The sequence below is a fragment of the Streptomyces sp. NBC_01334 genome, from assembly GCF_035983595.1.
In the GTDB taxonomy this organism is placed as follows: Bacteria; Actinomycetota; Actinomycetes; order Streptomycetales; family Streptomycetaceae; genus Streptomyces; species Streptomyces coriariae.
Map to the genome: position 1 here is coordinate 2,492,182 of NZ_CP130718.1, position 16,003 is coordinate 2,508,184.

Consider the following 16,003-nt stretch of genomic DNA (forward strand, 5'->3'; position numbering starts at 1 on the left):
CGTGCTGACCTCCCCGTCCTCCGTCCCCCGGCTGGTCGTCGCGGCGCCCTCCTCGGGCTCCGGCAAGACCACCGTCGCCACCGGGTTGATGGCCGCGCTCACCGCGCGGGGGCTCGCCGTGTCCCCGCACAAGGTCGGGCCGGACTACATCGACCCCGGGTACCACTCGCTGGCGACCGGGCGGGTGGGGCGCAACCTCGACGCGTATCTGTGCGGGCCGGAGCTGATCGGGCCGCTGTTCGCCCACGGTGCGCGCGGGTGTGACATCGCCGTGGTCGAAGGGGTCATGGGGATGTTCGACGGGGCCGCCGGGGAGGGTGAGCTGGCGTCCACCGCGCAGGTGGCGAAGCTGCTGCGGGCGCCGGTCGTGCTCGTGGTCGACGCCTCGTCGCAGTCGCGGTCCGTGGCCGCCCTCGTGCACGGGTTCGCCTCCTGGGATCCCGAGGTGCGGATCGGGGGCGTGATCTTGAACAAGGTCGCGTCCGACCGGCACGAGGAGTTGTTGCGGGAGGCGCTCGAGTCGGCCGGGGTGCCGGTGCTGGGTGTGCTGCGGCGGGTGGCTCAGGTGGATACGCCGTCCCGGCATCTGGGGTTGGTGCCGGTCGCCGAGCGGCGGGCTGCCGCGGTGAAGGCCGTCGCGGCCATGGCCGCGCAGGTTGCGCAGGGGTGCGATGTCGAGGCGTTGGTCGCGCTGGCGCGTGGTGCGGGCGTCTTGTCGGGTGCGGCCTGGGATGCGGCCGAGGCGCTGGCTTCCTCGCCCCCGCCGCCCCTTCCCTCCCCCACTCTCGGCTTCGCTCGAGCGGGGGGACCCCCGTCATCCCTGGGGGCTGCCGCCCCCGGACCCCCGCTTTCGGCCCTGAACGGGCCTCGTCCTCAATCTCCCCCAGAGGGGGGACCCCCAGACGGGCTGAGTGAGAACGGCCCGGGCGACAAGGTGCGGGTCGCTGTTGCCGGGGGGGCTGCCTTCACCTTCTCCTACGCCGAACATGCCGAGTTGCTCAGTGCCGCCGGGGCCGAGGTCGTCGTCTTCGATCCGCTGCGGGACGAGGGGCTGCCGGAAGGGACCCGTGGGCTGGTCATCGGGGGCGGGTTTCCCGAGGTGTACGCCACCGAGCTGTCGGGCAACGAAGCGCTGCGCAAGGAGGTCGCGGCGCTCGTGGAGTCCGGAGCGCCGGTCGCCGCCGAGTGTGCCGGGCTGCTGTACCTGTGCCGGGAGCTGGACGGGCTGCCGATGTGCGGAGTGCTCGACGCCGGCGCGCGGATGAGCGAGCGGCTCACGCTCGGGTACCGGGACGCCGTGGCCGTGAGCGACAGTGTGCTGGCCGTGGCCGGGACGCGGATGCGCGGACACGAGTTCCATCGGACCGTCGTCGAGCCCGGCTCGGGGGCGGCTCCCGCCTGGGGGGTGCTGGCCCCGCGGCGGGTCGAAGGTTTTGTGGAGCGCGGTGTGCACGCGAGTTATCTGCACACGCACTGGGCGTCCGAGCCCGGTGTGGCCCGTCGGTTCGTGGAGAGGTGCCGGACGTCATGAGCAGCAAGCTGGTCGGAGTCGGGGTGGGTCCCGGGGATCCGGAGCTGGTGACCGTCAAGGGCGTCAACGCGCTGCGGGCCGCCGAGGTCGTCGTCGTGCCCGTGATGGACAGCGGGGAGCGCGGGCGGGCCGAGGCCACCGTGCTGCACTACGTGCCGGCGGAGAAGATCGTCCGGGTCGTCTTCGCGCTCAACGAGCGGACCGACCGGGCGCGGCGGGAGGCCGCCTGGGACGCCGCCGGGGAGCGGGTCGCCGAGTTGCTGCGGCAGCACGGCGGCGTCGCCTTCGCGACCATCGGCGATCCCAACGTGTACTCCACCTTCACCTATCTCGCGCAGACCATCGTGGAGTCGGTGCCGGGCGTGGTGATCGAGACCGTCCCGGGAATCACCGCCATGCAGGATCTCGCGGCGCGGTCGGGTGCCGTGCTGACCGAGGGCACCGAGCCGTTGACGCTGGTGCCGGTGACCGCGGGTTCGGCCGTGCTGAAGGACGCGCTCGCCGGGCCGGGGACCGTCGTGGCCTACAAGTTCGGACGGCAGGCCGCCGAGGTCGCCGAGGCACTGCGGGAGACCGGGCGGATCGGGGACGCCGTGTGGGGTTCGGCGCTCGGTCTCGCGGAGGAGTCCATCCGGCCCGCCGGGGAGCTGGACGGCGAGCCGCTGCCGTATCTCTCCACGCTCATCGCGCCCGCGCGGCGCGAGGGCGGCCGGGGCGGCAAGCTGTGAGTCCGTCCGCCGCCGGGTCACGAGGCCAGGCCCACCACCAGCCAGATGAAGGCCGCGCCCGCGATCGTGCACAGCACGGTCGAGCGGGCGGGGTGTTCGTGGTGCGCCTCGGGGAGGATCTCGGCGGCCGCCAGATAGAGGAGCGCGCCGCCGAAGAAGCCCAGATAGGCGCCGAGCAGCTGCTCGGGGATGGTGACGAAGGACGTCGAGGCCGCGCCGACGACCGGTGCGGCCGCGTCCGCGAACAGCATGGCCAGGGCCTTGCGGCGGTCGTTCCCGTACAGGCTCGTGATCGTGTAGGTGTTGAAGCCGTCCGCGAAGTCGTGGGCGATGACCGCCAGCGCGACGGCGATGCCCATGCCACCGCCCACCTGGAAGGCCGCGCCGATCGCCACGCCGTCCATGGCGCTGTGGCCGACCATCGCCGCGGCCGCCGTCAGGCCGACCTCGGGGGCCCGGCCGTCGTGCTCCTCGGCGCCGTGCGCGGCCTGCCGTACCGCCAGCAGACGTTCCACCAGATGGGCCAGCAGGAAGCCCGCCACGAAGAGCAGCAGCGCGGCCGGGACGCCGAAGACCTCCGTGCCGGCCGCCTCCAGTGCCTCCGGCAGCAGATCCAGGCCGACGACGCCCAGCATCAGGCCGCCGGCCAGGCCCAGCACCAGGTGGCGGCGGTCGGTCACGCGCTGTGCCGTCCAGCCGCCGGCCAGCGTCATGAGGAACGCGCCGAGCGCGACGAAGACCGCCATAGGCCCTTGCTATCCGATCAACCCCCGATCGCGCACATCCGCGCCGACCGCCGACCCCGCAAAACAGCCGTAATGCACGCACAAAGCCCGCTATGAGAGGACCCGAACCCATGGCCGATGCCCCCACCGGCAAGGTGACCTTCGTCGGTGCCGGCCCCGGCGCCGCCGATCTGCTGACGTTCCGCGCCGCGCGTGCCATCGCCGACGCCGACGTCGTGATCTGGGCCGCGAGCCTGGTCCAGGCGGAGGTTCTCGAGCACGCGCGCGAGGGCGCGGAGATCCTCGACTCGGCGACCATGTCCCTGGAGGACGTCGTCGCCGTGTACGAGCGGGCCCGCCGGGAGGGGCTGATGGTCGCCCGCATCCACTCCGGCGACCCCGCCCTCTGGGGCGGTACACAGGAGCAGCTCGACCGGTGCGAGGAGATCGGCGTCGAGACCGAGATCGTGCCCGGGGTGTCCTCCTTCTCGGCCGTCGCCGCGCTCGCCCGGCGCGAGCTGACGATCCCCGAGGTCGCGCAGTCGGTCGTCCTCACCCGGCTCGGCGGCGGCAAGACGCCGATGCCGCCCGGCGAGGAGGTGCGGGAGTTCGCGAAGCACGGCACGACCATGGCGATCTTCCTGTCGGCCGCGCGCAGCGGTCAGCTGGTGCGGGAGCTGCTGGAGGGCGGCTACCCGACCGCCACCCCGGTGGTCATCGCCTACCAGGCGACCTGGCCGGAGGAGCTGGTCGTGAAGTGCACGATCGAGACGCTGGAGGAGACCGTCAAGGAGCACAAGCTCTGGAAGCACACCCTCTTCCTGGTCGGCCCGGCCCTCGACGCGCACGGCACCCGCTCGCACCTGTACCACCCCGGTCACTTCCACGGCTATCGCAAGGCCGACCCGGAGGCCCGCCGGGCGCTGCGGACACGGGGTGCCAGTACGTGAACCGACCGATCACCGGCCGACCGATCGCCGTCGTCGGTACGGGCACGGGGACGACGCCCGGCGAGGAGGTCCTCGCCGGCGCCGAGCTCGTCGTGGGCGGGCGGCGCCATCTGGACGCCGCGGGGCTGCCCGCGTCCGTCGAGCGGATCGTGCTCGGTCCGCTCGCGCCGGCCCTCGACGCCATGGAGGAGTACGTCGGGAAGGACCGGCGCGTGGTCGTGCTGGCCTCCGGCGACCCCGGCTTCTTCGGGATCGTGCGGGCGCTGGCCGAACGGTTCGGGGCGCACCGGCTGGACGTCCGGCCGGGCGTCTCCTCCGTGGCCACCGCCTTCGCGCGGCTCGGACTGACCTGGGACGACGCCGTCGTCGTGAGCGCGCACGGGCGGGATCCGCGGACGGCCGTCAACGTCTGCCGGGCGCACCCGAAGGTCGCCGTCCTGACCGGGCCGGGCGCCGGGCCCGCCGAGCTGGGCGCCGCGCTCGCGCGCAGCGCGCCAGGGCGGGTGCTCGTCGTGGCCTCCGCGCTGGGCGACCCGGCGGCCGAGCGCGTGGAGCGCGTCTCCCCCGGCGAGGCCGCCGGACGCGACTGGGGTACGGCGGTGAGTGTCGTCCTGTGCCTGGACGAGGCGCGGACGCTCGGTCCGGTACGGACGCTGGCCGGGCCCGGGTTCCGGCCCGCCGGGTGGGCGCTGGACGAGGGCGACTTCGCCCACCGCGACTCGATGATCACCAAGTTCGAGGTGCGGGCGCTGGCCCTGGCCCGGCTCGGACCGCGCTCCGGCGACCTGGTCTGGGACGTGGGCTCCGGGTCGGGGTCCGTGGCCGTGGAGTGCGCGCGGCTCGGCGCCGCCGTCAGCGCCGTCGAGAAGGCGGCGGACGGGGTCGCGCGGATCCGCGCCAACGCCGAGGCGCACGGCGTCGACGTGCACGTGGTGCACGGCGGCGCGCCCGACGCGCTGGCCGGACTCGACGATCCCGACGCCGTGTTCGTCGGCGGTGGCGGGCGCGATCTGCCCGCCATCGTCGGAATGTGCGCGCGGCGGGCCCGGCGGACCGTGGTCGTCGCGATGGCCGCGCTGGACCGGGTCCCGGCGGTGCGCGCCGCGCTCGGCGACGCCGGGTTCGACTGCGACGGTGTGCTGCTGCACTCCTCACGGCTCGCGCCGCTGCCGGGTGACGTGACCCGGCTGGCCGCGACCAATCCCGTTTTCCTGCTGTGGGGTGTCAGAGACGCCGTCGGCGCGCACCCTGTTCATCGAGAAGGAGTAGCCCTGTGATCGGCCTCATTTCCGCCACCGCGGCGGGGGCGGCGGCGCGCGACCGGCTGGCCGCGGCCTGGCCGGACCGCACGCGCGTGTACGACGGCCCGGTCGGGGACGCCGTCCGGCGGGCGTTCGCCGAGTGCGAGCAGCTCGTGTGCTTCCTGGCGACCGGGGCGGTCGTCCGCCTGGTCGCGCCCCTGCTGTCCGACAAGACGTCCGACCCGGGTGTGGTGTGCGTCGACGAGGCCGGGCGGTTCGCCGTCCCGGTGGTCGGCGGGCACGCCGGCGGCGCCAACGAACTCGCGCTGGCCGTAGGCGAGTTGCTGGGTGCGCAGCCGGTGGTGACCACGGCCACGGACGCCGTCGGCATCCCCGGTCTCGACACTCTGGGCCTTCCGGTGGAGGGCGATGTGGCCGGCGTGACGCGGGCCCTGCTGGACGGCGAGCCCGTCGCGCTGGCCGCCGAGGTGGCGTGGCCGCTGCCGCCGGTGCCGTTCGCGGAGCGGGGGTCGTACACCGTGCGGCTGACGGACCGTGCGGTCGAGCCCGGGTCCGGGGAGGTGCTGCTGCGTCCGCCGTCCCTCGTCGTCGGTGTCGGCGCGTCCAGGGGCGCCCCGGTCGACGAGGTGCTCGACCTGGTCGAGGGTGTGCTGCGGGAGGCGGGGCTGTCCGTCCGGAGTCTCGCCGAGCTCGCCACCGTCGACGCCAAGGCGGACGAGCCGGGCATCGTCGAGACCGCCCGGCGGCTCGGCGTACCCGTGGTGACGTACTCCGCCGAGGAGCTGGCGGGCGTCGAGGTGCCGAACCCGTCCGACGCGCCGCTCACCGCCGTCGGCACGCCGTCCGTGGCGGAGGCGGCGGCCCTGATCGGCGGGGGCGAACTCCTCGTCCCCAAAAGGAAGTCGGAGCGCGCGGACGGGCGGCCCGCGATGGCCACCTGTGCCGTCGTACGGCGCCCCGGGCGCGGGCGGCTCGCGGTCGTCGGGCTCGGGCCGGGCGCCCGGGACCTGCTCACGCCGCGGGCGAAGGCGGAGCTGCGGCGCGCCTCGGTGCTCGTCGGCCTCGACCAGTACGTCGACCAGATCCGCGACCTGCTGCGGCCCGGCACCCGGATCCTGGAGTCGGGGCTCGGCGCCGAGGAGGAGCGGGCCCGGACTGCCGTCGAGGAGGCCCGGCGCGGGCAGAGCGTGGCGCTGATCGGCAGCGGGGACGCGGGCGTGTACGCGATGGCCTCCCCCGCGCTCGCCGAGGCGTCCGACGACATCGACGTGGTCGGGGTGCCGGGGGTGACCGCCGCGCTCGCGGCCGGTGCGATCCTCGGCGCGCCGCTGGGCCACGACCATGTGTCGATCAGCCTGTCCGATCTGCACACGCCGTGGGAGGTCATCGAGCGGCGGGTGCGGGCGGCGGCCGAGGCGGACATCGTCGTCACCTTCTACAACCCCCGTTCCCGGGGCCGCGACTGGCAGCTCCCCAAGGCGCTCTCGATCCTCGCCGAGCACCGGGAGCCGACGACACCGGTGGGTGTCGTGCGCAACGCCTCGCGCCCGGACGGCACCGCGCGGCTGACGACGCTGACGGAACTCGACCCGGCCTGGGTCGACATGATGACGGTCGTGACCGTGGGCAACACGGCGACCCGGAACATCGCGGGGCGCATGGTGACGCCGCGCGGCTACCGCTGGCAGGAGAACTCCCCGGAAGGCTCGCGGGGCGACTCCCGGGAGGGCGTCCTGTGAACCGTGTGGTCCATCCGATCGAGCAGGAGTCCTTCCGGCGGCTGCGTGCCCGCCTGGACACCTCGCACTTCGCGCCGCTGAGCCGGGCGGTGGTGGAGCGGGTCATCCACTCCGCCGCCGATCTGGAGTACGCACACGATCTCGTGCTGGACGAGGGCGAGTTGGCGAATGCGCACGCCGCGCTGCACGCCGGGGCGCCGGTCGTCGTCGACGTGGAGATGGTGGCCGCGGGGATCACCCGGCGGGAGACCGTCTGCCGTCTCAAGGACGCCACGTCCCGCCCCGGGCTGACCCGGTCCGCCCACGCGATCCGGCTGGCGTACGAGGAGGTCGGGCCCGGCGCCCTCTGGGTGATCGGCTGCGCGCCGACCGCCCTGGAGGAACTGCTGACGCTGGACGCCTCCCCCGCGCTGGTCATCGGCCTGCCCGTCGGCTTCGTCGGGGCGGCCGAGTCGAAGGCAGCGCTCCGCGGGAGCGGACTGCCCGCCGTGAGCAACGTGTCCGAGAAGGGCGGGTCGGCGGTCGCCGCCGCCGCGCTCAACGCCCTGCTGTACACCCCCCTTTCGCCCTCCGAGGAGAAACAGTGATCACCCCGCCGCCCGCCCTGCTCATCGCCGGCCATGGCACCCGGGACGAGGCCGGAGCCGAGGCGTTCCGTGACTTCGTACGGGAGTTGGGCCGCCGCCACCCCGAACTGCCCGTCGCGGGAGGTTTCATCGAGCTGTCCCCGCCGCCGCTGGGCGAGGCGGTGACGGAGCTGGTGGAACGTGGCGTACGGCGGTTCGCCGCCGTACCGCTGATGCTGGTGTCCGCCGGGCACGCCAAGGGCGACATCCCCGCGGCGCTGTCCCGCGAGAAGGAGCGGCACCCGGGGATCTCCTACACGTACGGGCGTCCGCTGGGCCCGCACCCGGCGCTGCTGCAGGTGCTGGAGCGGCGGCTGGACGAGGCGCTGGGCACCGGGGGGCGCACCCCCGAGGACCTGGCCGACGTGACCGTGCTGCTGGTCGGGCGGGGTTCGACGGACCCGGACGCCAACGCCGAGGTGTACAAGGCGGCGCGGCTGCTGTGGGAGGGACGCGGGTACGCGGGTGTGGAGACCGCGTTCGTGTCGCTGGCCGCGCCGGACGTGCCGAGCGGGCTCGACCGGTGCGTGCGGCTGGGGGCGAAGCGGATCGTCGTGCTCCCCTACTTCCTGTTCACCGGGATCCTCCCCGAGCGGGTCCGGCACCAGACCGAGGGCTGGGCGGCCGCGCATCCGGAGGTCGAGGTGCGGTCGGCGGACGTCATCGGCCCCGAGCCGGAGCTGCTCGACCTGGTGATGGAGCGGTACGAGGAGGCCGTCAAGGGCGACCTGCGGATGAACTGCGACTCGTGCGTGTACCGGATCGCGCTGCCGGGCTTCGAGGACAAGGTGGGGACGCCGCAGCAGCCGCACTTCCATCCGGACGACGAGGGCCACCACCACGACGGTCACCACCATCACGGCCACGCGCACTCCCATGCGCACTGAGGGACCCGCCGAGGGTCACTCCGGCGGCCACGACCTGCGCCACCACGGGGACGCCGAGGTGCGCGACGACGGCTCGGCGCTCGTCGACCTCGCGGTCAACGTCCGCGCGGACACCCCTCCGCGCTGGCTGCGGGAACGGGTCGCCGCGTCCCTGGGCGGCTTGGCGGCCTACCCCGACGGGCGGGCCGCGCGGGCGGCGGTCGCGGCGCGGCACGGGCTGCCCGTCGAGCGGGTGCTGCTGACGGCGGGCGCGGCGGAGGCGTTCGTGCTGCTGGCACGGGCCCTGAAGGTGCGGCGGCCCGTCGTCGTGCACCCGCAGTTCACGGAGCCGGAGGCGGCGCTGCGGGACGCGGGGCACAGCGTGGACCGGGTGGTGCTGCGCGCCGAGGACGGCTTCCGGCTGGATCCGGCGGCCGTCCCGGAGACGGCGGACCTGGTGGTCATCGGCAATCCGACGAACCCCACTTCGGTGCTGCACCCGGCGGAGACGATCCGCCGGCTGGCCCGGCCCGGACGGACGCTGGTCGTCGACGAGGCGTTCATGGACGCGGTGCCGGGCGAGCGGGAGGCCCTCGCCGGACACACCGACGTGCCCGGCCTGGTGGTGCTGCGCAGCCTGACCAAGACCTGGGGGCTGGCCGGGCTGCGGATCGGCTACGTGCTCGCCGCGCCGGAGACCGTCGCCGACCTGGAGCGGGCCCAGCCGCTGTGGCCGGTGTCCACGCCGGCGCTGGTGGCGGCCGAGGCGTGCATGGGGGCGCAGGCACTGGCGGAGGCCGCCCACGCCGCCCACCGCGTCGCCGCGGACCGGGCGCATCTCGTGGCCGGTCTCGAGGAGTTCGCCGTCGAGGGGGTGCGGGTGGTGGGGCCCGCGGAGGGGCCGTTCGTCCTGGTGCGGCTGCCCGGGGCCGACGCCGTCCGCCGGCGGCTGCGCACCCTGGGGTTCGCGGTCCGGCGCGGGGACACCTTCCCGGGGCTGGACGAGGAGTGGCTGCGGCTGGCGGTCCGGAACCGGGCGACGGTGAACCGTTTCCTCCAGGCGCTGGACCAGGCGTTGGCCCTGACCCGGGGATGAGGCCGGGGGTACGGACCCGGGCGGGACGTCCCGGATCCGTACCCCCGTGCTTCGTGCTCCGTCCGGTCAGCCGCGGCGGCGGGCCAGTGCCACCGCTCCCCCGCCCGCCGCCAGCAGCGCCACCGCGCCGCCCGCGATGTACGGGGTCGTCGAGCTGCCGCCGGTCTGTGCCAGGTCGGCCTGGGCGGGCGCGCCCTGTGCCTTGACGTCACCGGCCGGGGCGGCGCTCGGCTCGGCGGCCTGCTCCTGTCCCCGGTCCTGCGCCTCGCCCTGTTCCTGTTCCTCGCCCTGGCCCTGTTCCTCGCTCTGTTCCTGCTCCCGCCCTGCGGGGGCCTCGCAGGTGGCCTTCGCGAGGGTCAGGGTGCCTGTCACCTCGGCGACGTTGAGGCTCAACGGGTTGACGGACACGGTGAGTTCGAGGGCGGTGGCGGCGGCCGTGCGGGAGGTGGTCTCGCGCTTCGAGAGGTCCAGGCGGACCTCGCCCACGCCCGGTACCTTCACGTCCGTCGTGCCGCCGGTGCTGACCGACACCTTCTTGCCCAGGACCGTCACCGAGCCGAGCAGGTTGGAGACCGCGACCGGCGTCCTGCCCGCCTCGCAGGTCGCCCTGGAGGTGACCGTGCCGACCTCGATGAGGGAGAGCAGGGGGAGGCCGGGGACGTGCAGCTTGGCGTGGGCGAGGCGGGTGGAGGCCTCGGCCCTGGTGCCGTCGACGGTCGCCTTCGCCTCGGCGACGTCCGCGCGCAGGACGCTGAAGGGCCTCCCGCCGTCGACGCCGTTCAACTCGGCCGACAGCGCGGTCTTTTCGGCGCTGTGCGGAGCCTGGACCTCGTTGAGGGAGACGGCGAGCGGGATGTCGACGGTCTTGTTGAGCAGGGCCACGTCGAGGCCGGTGCGCAGCACGGACGCGCTCGCCCGGCCCTGGCCGGACGTCGCGTGGGCGGTGCCCGCGCCGGCCAGGACCGCGGGACCTGCGGCCAGGGCCGTGACCGCGACGACGGTGGCGGCGCGCCGGGCGCATGCGGGCAGCGGGAAGTTGTTGCCGTTCAAGGGTGGGACCCCCAGAAGAGAAATGCTTCGGGACCCCGCAAGAATTACGTACGAGGGGTGAACGGTCAGCACGGTGACGCGAGTTCACTCCAACGTGAGTTTTCCGTGCATGTCTTCGAATCCATCGGCACGCACGTTCTCCACAACCGCCCGCGGCACGGCGCTCTCAGCTCACCACCGCGCCGTTCAGTACCACCCGGCGCGGCGCCGCGAGCACCCGTACGTCGGCGCGCGGGTCCGTCTCGTAGACCACCAGGTCCGCCGGAGCGCCCTCGACCAGACCGGGGCGCCCGAGCCACTCGCGCGCGCCCCAGGTCGTCGCCGAGAGCGCCGCCAGCGGCGGGATGCCCGCCGTCACCAGTTCCGCGACCTCCGCGGCCACCAGACCGTGCGGCAGCGTGCCGCCGGCGTCCGTGCCGACGAAGACCGGGATGCCGGCGTCGTAGGCGGAGCGGACCGTGTCGTAACGGCGTTCGTGGAGCCGGCGCATATGGGCCGACCAGCGCGGGAACTTGGACTCGCCGCCGGCGGCGAGGTCCGGGAAGGTGGCGATGTTGACGAGGGTCGGCACGATCGCCACGCCTCGGGACGCGAACAGCGGGATCAGTTCGTCGGTCAGACCCGTCGCGTGCTCGACGCAGTCGATGCCCGACTCGACGAGGTCGCGGAGCGAGTTCTCGGCGAAGCAGTGTGCCGTGACCCGCGCGCCCAGGCGGTGGGCCTCCGCGATGGCCGCCTCGGCCGCCTCCCGCGGCCAGCTGGGGGCCAGGTCGCCCACCTCGCGGTCGATCCAGTCGCCGACCAGCTTGACCCAGCCGTCGCCGCGCCGGGCCTCCCGCGCGACGTACGCGACCAGGTCCTCGGGCTCGATCTCGTGCGCGTAGCCGCGGATGTAGCGGCGGGTACGGGCGATGTGCCGGCCCGCCCGGATGATCTTCGGGAGGTCCTCGCGGTCGTCGACCCAGCGGGTGTCCGAGGGCGAGCCGGCGTCGCGGATCAGCAGGGCGCCCGCCTCGCGGTCGGTCAGGGCCTGCTTCTCGGCGACGTCCGTGTCGACGGGGCCGTGCGCGCCCAGACCCACATGGCAGTGGGCGTCGACCAGGCCGGGCAGCGCCCAGCCCTCGACCGTCCGCACGTCGCGGGCGCCGACGGGACGGTCGTAGGAGATCCGGCCGTCGACGACCCACAGCCCGTCGCGGACTTCGTCGGATCCGGTCAGGATCCGGCCCTTCACGTGCAGCACCGCGCGATCGCTCATGCAGTGCACCCTAACTACTGCTCCGGCTCGCCCTTCCGGTCACCCGCCTGGCCGCCCGCCTGGCCGGAGGCGCCCTCCCCCGCGTCGGCCAACTCGGCCATCGCCGGGTCGAGGAGGCGGGAGAGGAAGTGACGGGTGCGCTCGTGGCTGGGGTTCCCGATGACCTCGGCCGGGGTGCCGTCCTCCACGATCACCCCGCCGTCCATGAAGACGACCCGGTCGGCCACCTCGCGGGCGAAGGTCATCTCGTGGGTGACGACCATCATCGTCATGCCCTCGTCGGCCAGCATCCGCATGACCGCGAGGACGTCGCCGACCAGCTCCGGGTCGAGCGCCGACGTCGGCTCGTCGAACAGCATCACCTCGGGCCCCATGGCCAGCGCGCGGGCGATCGCGACGCGCTGCTGCTGACCGCCGGAGAGGGAGGCGGGGTAGGCGTCCGCCTTCTCCGACAGACCCACCCGCTCCAGGTTCTCGGCGGCCACCTTCGCCGCCACCGCCTTGCCGCGCCGGAGCACCCGGCGCTGCGGCAGCGTGAGGTTCTCGGTCACCGACAGGTGCGGGAAGAGGTTGAACTGCTGGAAGACCATCCCGATACGGCGGCGGACGGCGTCGATGTCGACGTCGGGGTCGGTGAGTTCGGTGCCGCCCACGAAGACCTGGCCCTTGGTGGGCTCCTCCAGCAGGTTCACACAGCGCAGCAGTGTCGACTTGCCGGAGCCGGACGGGCCGATCACACAGACGACCTCGCCCTGGCCGATCTCCAGGTCGATGCCGCGCAGCACCTCGTTGGTGCCGAACGACTTGTGCAGGTCGCGGACTTCGATCTCCGGTCGGCTCATTTCACGGCCTCCTGGGCCTTGGCCTCCATGCGCCGCACGACGAAGCCGAGCGGGATGGTCACCAGCAGGTAGCACAGGCCGGCGACCAGGATCGGCGTGGAGTTGGCGGTCGTGCTGGCCAGGTCACGGCCGTACTTGGACAGTTCGCGCTCCTCCAGCGTCACCCCGAGGAGCAGCACCAGGGAGGAGTCCTTGAAGAGCATGATCAGCTCGTTGGTGAGCGGCGGGAGGATGATCCGGAACGCCTGCGGGATGATGACCGAGACCATCGCGCGGGCGGGCGAGAAGCCCAGCGACCGGGCCGCCTCCAACTGCCCCTTGGGCACGGCCTGGATGCCCGCACGGAACGTCTCCGCCATGTACGCGGCCCCGATCAGGCCGAGCCCGAGGGCCGCCTTGCCGTAGGTGCCGCCGACGATCTCCGTGCCGGGGAAGGCCAGCGGCACGGCCACGCCGATGAAGACGAAGATCAGCAGGGCGGGCAGACCGCGGAAGATCTCGATGTAGACACCGGCCAGCCAGCGGTACGGGCCCACGGAGGACAGCCGCATCAGGGCGATGACCAGACCGAGCACCAGGCCGAGGACGAAGCCGGACGCCGTGTACAGCACGGTGTTCTTCAACGCCAGCGTGATGACGTCCGGGAACATCTCCTTCGCGATGTCCCACTGGGCGAACTGGTTCTTCAGCCGGCCCCAGTCCGCCGTGACCGCGAAGACGATCACGGCGGCGACGAAGACGACGTACTGCGCGCCGCGCGAGAGGCTGCGCTTCTGCCGCCGGGTCAGGCCCTTCTTCTTCGGTTGGAGTCGTACGTCGCTGTCGGCCATGGGGTCAGGAGGCCGAGGCGGCGGCCGACGGGGACGCGGCCGACTCGTCGTACGGACCGATCCACTTCTCGTACAGCTTCTTGTAGGTGCCGTCGGCCTTCGCGTCCGCCAGCGCCTTGTTGATCGCGGCGACGAGCTTGGTGTTGCCCTTCTTCACCGTGAAGCCGTACTGCTCGCCGGTGTTGAGGTTGTCGACGACCTTGAAGGCGTCGGCGTTGGCCTTGTCCTTCAGCCAGCCCTGGACGACCGGGAAGTCGATGATGACGGCCTTGACCTGGCCGGTGCGCAGACCGTTGAGGACGGCGTCGGAGGACTCGAAGGAGACCGGGTCGAAGCCCTGCTTCTTGGCGTAGTCCTCGCCGGTGGTCTGCGCCTGGGCGCCGAGCTTGACGTCCTTGGACTTCACGTCGGCGAGCGAGGTGACGCCCGCGCCCTTGTCGACCAGGACGGCCTGGGTGGCCTCGAAGTACGGGTCGGAGAAGTCGACGTTCTTCTTGCGCTCGTCGGTGATGGTCATGCCGGCCGCGGCCAGGTCGCACTCGCCGGAGTTGAGGAACGCGCCGGTCTTGAAGTTCTCGAACGGCGTGTCGAGGATCTCCTGCTTCACGCCCAGGTTCTTGGCGGCCAGGTCGATCAGGGACACGTCGAAGCCCTGCACCTTGCCGTCGATCTCCGACTGGAAGGGCGGGTAGGGCAGGTGGGTGCAGGTCGTGAGCTGGCCCGCCTTGACGAGCTCGACCCCGCCGGCGGCGGTCTTGGAGCCGCTGCCGCCGTCGTCGGTGGAGGTGCAGGCGGCGACGAGCATCAGCCCGGCCGTCACGGTGGTGGCGGCCAGGACGCGGGTCCGGCGGCCGGGGAGGGTGTTCACGGCGGGCCTTCCTGTAAGGGAACTGTGGGTTCCGATTATAAGGAGATGTTTGAGGCTCTCAAATCAAACCGATGGTCACCGGGCCGTGCGGCCTGCGAAGTCACCGGTGGGGAGGGCGGGGAGGGTGGGACACGTGCCGGTTAGTCTCGTCACCTCTACCCCGTGAGTGAAGAGAGCACCGCCGTGACACACCCGTTCCTGGACCTCGCCCCGCTGAGTGCCGCACACTTCGCCTCGATCGAGGACCGGGTGGCGCGGCTGCTGGACACCCGACAGGACGTCGTGATCATGCAGGGCGAGGCGCTGCTTCCGCTGGAGGGCGCGATCCGCGGTACGGCCGGTCCGGGCACGACCGCGCTCAACGTGATCACCGGCCCGTACGGGCAGACCTTCGGGGACTGGCTGCGGGACTGCGGCGCCACGGTGATCGACCTGGCGGTGCCCTTCCACACGGCGGTGACGGCCGCGCAGATCCGGGAGGCGTTCGCCGAGCACCCGGGGATCGACTTCGTGTCGCTGGTGCACGCGGAGGCGGCGACCGGCAACACCAACCCGGTCGCGGAGATCGGCGAGGTGGTGCGGGAGCACGGCGCGCTCTTCTACCTGGACGCGGTCGCCTCGATCGGCGCGGAGCCGGTGCTGCCGGACGCGTGGGGCGTGGACCTGTGCGTGATCGGCGCGCAGAAGGCGATGGGCGGCCCGGCGGGCGTGTCGGCGGTGTCGGTGAGCGAGCGGGCGTGGGCGCGGATGGCCGCGAACCCGAGGGCGCCCCGCCGGTCGTACCTGTCCCTGCTGGACTGGAAGGAGCGCTGGGTCGACGGCGGTCGCAAGGCGCTGCTGCACGCGCCGGCGCAGCTGGAGATGCTGGCGCTGGAGGCGTGTGTCGAGCGGATCGAGGCGGAGCGGTTGGAGACGGTGATGGCCCGGCACGCGTCCGCCGCCGCCGCGACGCGCGCCGGTGCGCCGGCGCTGGGCGGCGGGCTGGAGCCTTACGTGCGCGACGCGGCGGAGGCGGCGCCCGTCGCCACGACGCTGCGGACGCCGTCGGGGGTGGTGGCGTCGGAGCTGGTGGCGCGGGCGCTGGCGAGCGACCCCGAGCTGCCGCTGGCCGCGGGTGGGGGCGCGCTGGCCGGGGAGATGATCCGGGTCAACCACTACGGGGGCGACGCGACCGTCGGCGTGGTGCAGGGATGCCTGGCGGCGCTGGGTGCCGCGCTGGCGGAGAAGGGCCTGGACGTCGATCCGGAAGGGGCCCGGCGGGCCGTGGAAGGCGCCTGGCGGTAGGCGGCCGTGGAGGGCGCCCGGCGGCAGGCGGCCCCGGTTCCGCCATCGGTACCCCACCGGTTCACCGTCGGACGGACCGACGAAGCCCCGCCGTCGGTGCCGCCTGTCATCCTGCCCCGCATGACGGCCGACACTCCCCTCACCCTTCCCGACGGCCGCCCCGTGCTGTTCCACATGATCAAGGAGCACGCCCGCCTCAACGGCCACGCGGGCATTCTTCGGGAGAGTATCGGCGGGGTTACCGGAGCCTGAATTCAAGGTAATTCGCGAATTCCCGCCGGTTCCTTTTCCGTCCCGCTTCTCAGCGATAGCTTTCCTGAGTTCTTCTGCCCCGATTCCCCGTACCTA

At 73.3% G+C, this 16,003-nt stretch carries 16 protein-coding genes; 10 read left to right on the forward strand and 6 right to left on the reverse strand.

Features of this window, described 5'->3' with window-relative positions; translation table 11 throughout:
- Position 1 precedes the first annotated feature (1 nt).
- On the forward strand, positions 2-1,531 hold the full coding sequence (locus OG736_RS11325) for a cobyrinic acid a,c-diamide synthase CobB (protein WP_327182312.1): 1,530 nt from the start codon (positions 2-4) through the stop codon (positions 1,529-1,531).
- Positions 1,528-2,259 (forward strand): precorrin-2 C(20)-methyltransferase, encoded by a 732-nt coding sequence (cobI, locus tag OG736_RS11330; protein ID WP_327182313.1) that lies wholly within the window; start codon positions 1,528-1,530, stop codon positions 2,257-2,259. Before OG736_RS11325 ends, cobI begins: the two co-directional genes overlap by 4 nt.
- Before the next feature lie 17 nt (positions 2,260-2,276).
- On the opposite strand, the gene OG736_RS11335 is transcribed toward cobI, so the two are convergent.
- Positions 2,277-3,005, reverse strand: coding sequence for a ZIP family metal transporter (locus tag OG736_RS11335; protein ID WP_020130448.1), 729 nt, complete (start codon positions 3,003-3,005; stop codon positions 2,277-2,279).
- A gap of 110 nt (positions 3,006-3,115) precedes the next feature.
- Between OG736_RS11335 and cobM the strand changes: the two genes are divergently transcribed.
- Genes cobM through cobC form a run of 6 tightly spaced genes read left to right on the forward strand, consistent with a single transcriptional unit; the run spans position 3,116 to position 9,523 of the window.
- Entirely contained in the window at positions 3,116-3,934 is an 819-nt protein-coding gene (gene cobM, locus OG736_RS11340) for a precorrin-4 C(11)-methyltransferase (protein ID WP_327182314.1), read from the forward strand.
- A complete protein-coding gene (gene cbiE, locus OG736_RS11345; protein WP_327182315.1) occupies positions 3,931-5,211 on the forward strand; it encodes a precorrin-6y C5,15-methyltransferase (decarboxylating) subunit CbiE in 1,281 nt (426 codons plus the stop codon). Before cobM ends, cbiE begins: the two co-directional genes overlap by 4 nt.
- Positions 5,208-6,935, forward strand: coding sequence for a precorrin-3B C(17)-methyltransferase (cobJ, locus tag OG736_RS11350; protein ID WP_327182316.1), 1,728 nt, complete (start codon positions 5,208-5,210; stop codon positions 6,933-6,935). The genes cbiE and cobJ overlap by 4 nt, the downstream gene beginning before the upstream one ends.
- Complete coding sequence (locus tag OG736_RS11355; RefSeq protein ID WP_327182317.1) at positions 6,932-7,522, forward strand: precorrin-8X methylmutase; 591 nt, start codon at positions 6,932-6,934, stop codon at positions 7,520-7,522. Before cobJ ends, OG736_RS11355 begins: the two co-directional genes overlap by 4 nt.
- The gene (locus OG736_RS11360; protein WP_327182318.1) at positions 7,519-8,448 is read left to right on the forward strand and encodes a sirohydrochlorin chelatase; all 930 of its coding nucleotides are present in this window, start codon (positions 7,519-7,521) and stop codon (positions 8,446-8,448) included. Before OG736_RS11355 ends, OG736_RS11360 begins: the two co-directional genes overlap by 4 nt.
- On the forward strand, positions 8,438-9,523 hold the full coding sequence (gene cobC, locus OG736_RS11365; RefSeq protein WP_327182319.1) for an Rv2231c family histidinol phosphate aminotransferase CobC: 1,086 nt from the start codon (positions 8,438-8,440) through the stop codon (positions 9,521-9,523). The genes OG736_RS11360 and cobC overlap by 11 nt, the downstream gene beginning before the upstream one ends.
- A gap of 66 nt (positions 9,524-9,589) precedes the next feature.
- Here the strand turns inward: cobC and OG736_RS11370 are convergent, their stop codons facing one another.
- From OG736_RS11370 to OG736_RS11390, 5 genes are all read right to left on the reverse strand, one after another.
- A complete protein-coding gene (locus tag OG736_RS11370; protein ID WP_327182320.1) occupies positions 9,590-10,573 on the reverse strand; it encodes an SCO1860 family LAETG-anchored protein in 984 nt (327 codons plus the stop codon).
- Positions 10,574-10,739: 166 nt separating this feature from the next.
- A complete protein-coding gene (locus tag OG736_RS11375) occupies positions 10,740-11,831 on the reverse strand; it encodes an amidohydrolase family protein (protein ID WP_327182321.1) in 1,092 nt (363 codons plus the stop codon).
- A 14-nt stretch (positions 11,832-11,845) separates the two neighbouring features.
- Complete coding sequence (locus OG736_RS11380; RefSeq protein WP_327182322.1) at positions 11,846-12,673, reverse strand: amino acid ABC transporter ATP-binding protein; 828 nt, start codon at positions 12,671-12,673, stop codon at positions 11,846-11,848.
- Positions 12,670-13,503 carry an amino acid ABC transporter permease gene (locus OG736_RS11385; protein ID WP_327182323.1) on the reverse strand — a complete coding sequence of 278 codons (834 nt, stop codon included), beginning with the start codon at positions 13,501-13,503 and terminating at the stop codon, positions 12,670-12,672. The genes OG736_RS11380 and OG736_RS11385 overlap by 4 nt, the downstream gene beginning before the upstream one ends.
- A gap of 4 nt (positions 13,504-13,507) precedes the next feature.
- Positions 13,508-14,371, reverse strand: a complete 864-nt coding sequence (locus OG736_RS11390; RefSeq protein ID WP_327182324.1) for a transporter substrate-binding domain-containing protein — start codon at positions 14,369-14,371, stop codon at positions 13,508-13,510.
- Between the two features lie 183 nt (positions 14,372-14,554).
- Here OG736_RS11390 and OG736_RS11395 point away from each other — a divergent pair, with 183 nt between their 5' ends.
- Positions 14,555-15,655, forward strand: coding sequence for a pyridoxal-phosphate-dependent aminotransferase family protein (locus OG736_RS11395; RefSeq protein ID WP_327187581.1), 1,101 nt, complete (start codon positions 14,555-14,557; stop codon positions 15,653-15,655).
- Positions 15,656-15,775: 120 nt separating this feature from the next.
- Positions 15,776-15,907, forward strand: coding sequence for a mycothiol transferase (locus tag OG736_RS11400; protein WP_442817022.1), 132 nt, complete (start codon positions 15,776-15,778; stop codon positions 15,905-15,907).
- Positions 15,908-16,003 lie beyond the last annotated feature (96 nt).

What these genes read in the sequence shown, in the direction of transcription:
- cobI (WP_327182313.1), top strand. Translation starts at nt 1,528, where the DNA reads ATGAGCAGCAAGCTGGTCGGAGTCGGGGTGGGTCCCGGGGATCCGGAG.
- OG736_RS11335 (WP_020130448.1), bottom strand. Translation starts at nt 3,005, where the DNA reads ATGGCGGTCTTCGTCGCGCTCGGCGCGTTCCTCATGACGCTGGCCGGC.
- cobM (WP_327182314.1), top strand. Translation starts at nt 3,116, where the DNA reads ATGGCCGATGCCCCCACCGGCAAGGTGACCTTCGTCGGTGCCGGCCCC.
- cobC (WP_327182319.1), top strand. Translation starts at nt 8,438, where the DNA reads ATGCGCACTGAGGGACCCGCCGAGGGTCACTCCGGCGGCCACGACCTG.
- OG736_RS11375 (WP_327182321.1), bottom strand. Translation starts at nt 11,831, where the DNA reads ATGAGCGATCGCGCGGTGCTGCACGTGAAGGGCCGGATCCTGACCGGA.
- OG736_RS11380 (WP_327182322.1), bottom strand. Translation starts at nt 12,673, where the DNA reads ATGAGCCGACCGGAGATCGAAGTCCGCGACCTGCACAAGTCGTTCGGC.
- OG736_RS11385 (WP_327182323.1), bottom strand. Translation starts at nt 13,503, where the DNA reads ATGGCCGACAGCGACGTACGACTCCAACCGAAGAAGAAGGGCCTGACC.
- OG736_RS11400 (WP_442817022.1), top strand. Translation starts at nt 15,776, where the DNA reads ATGACGGCCGACACTCCCCTCACCCTTCCCGACGGCCGCCCCGTGCTG.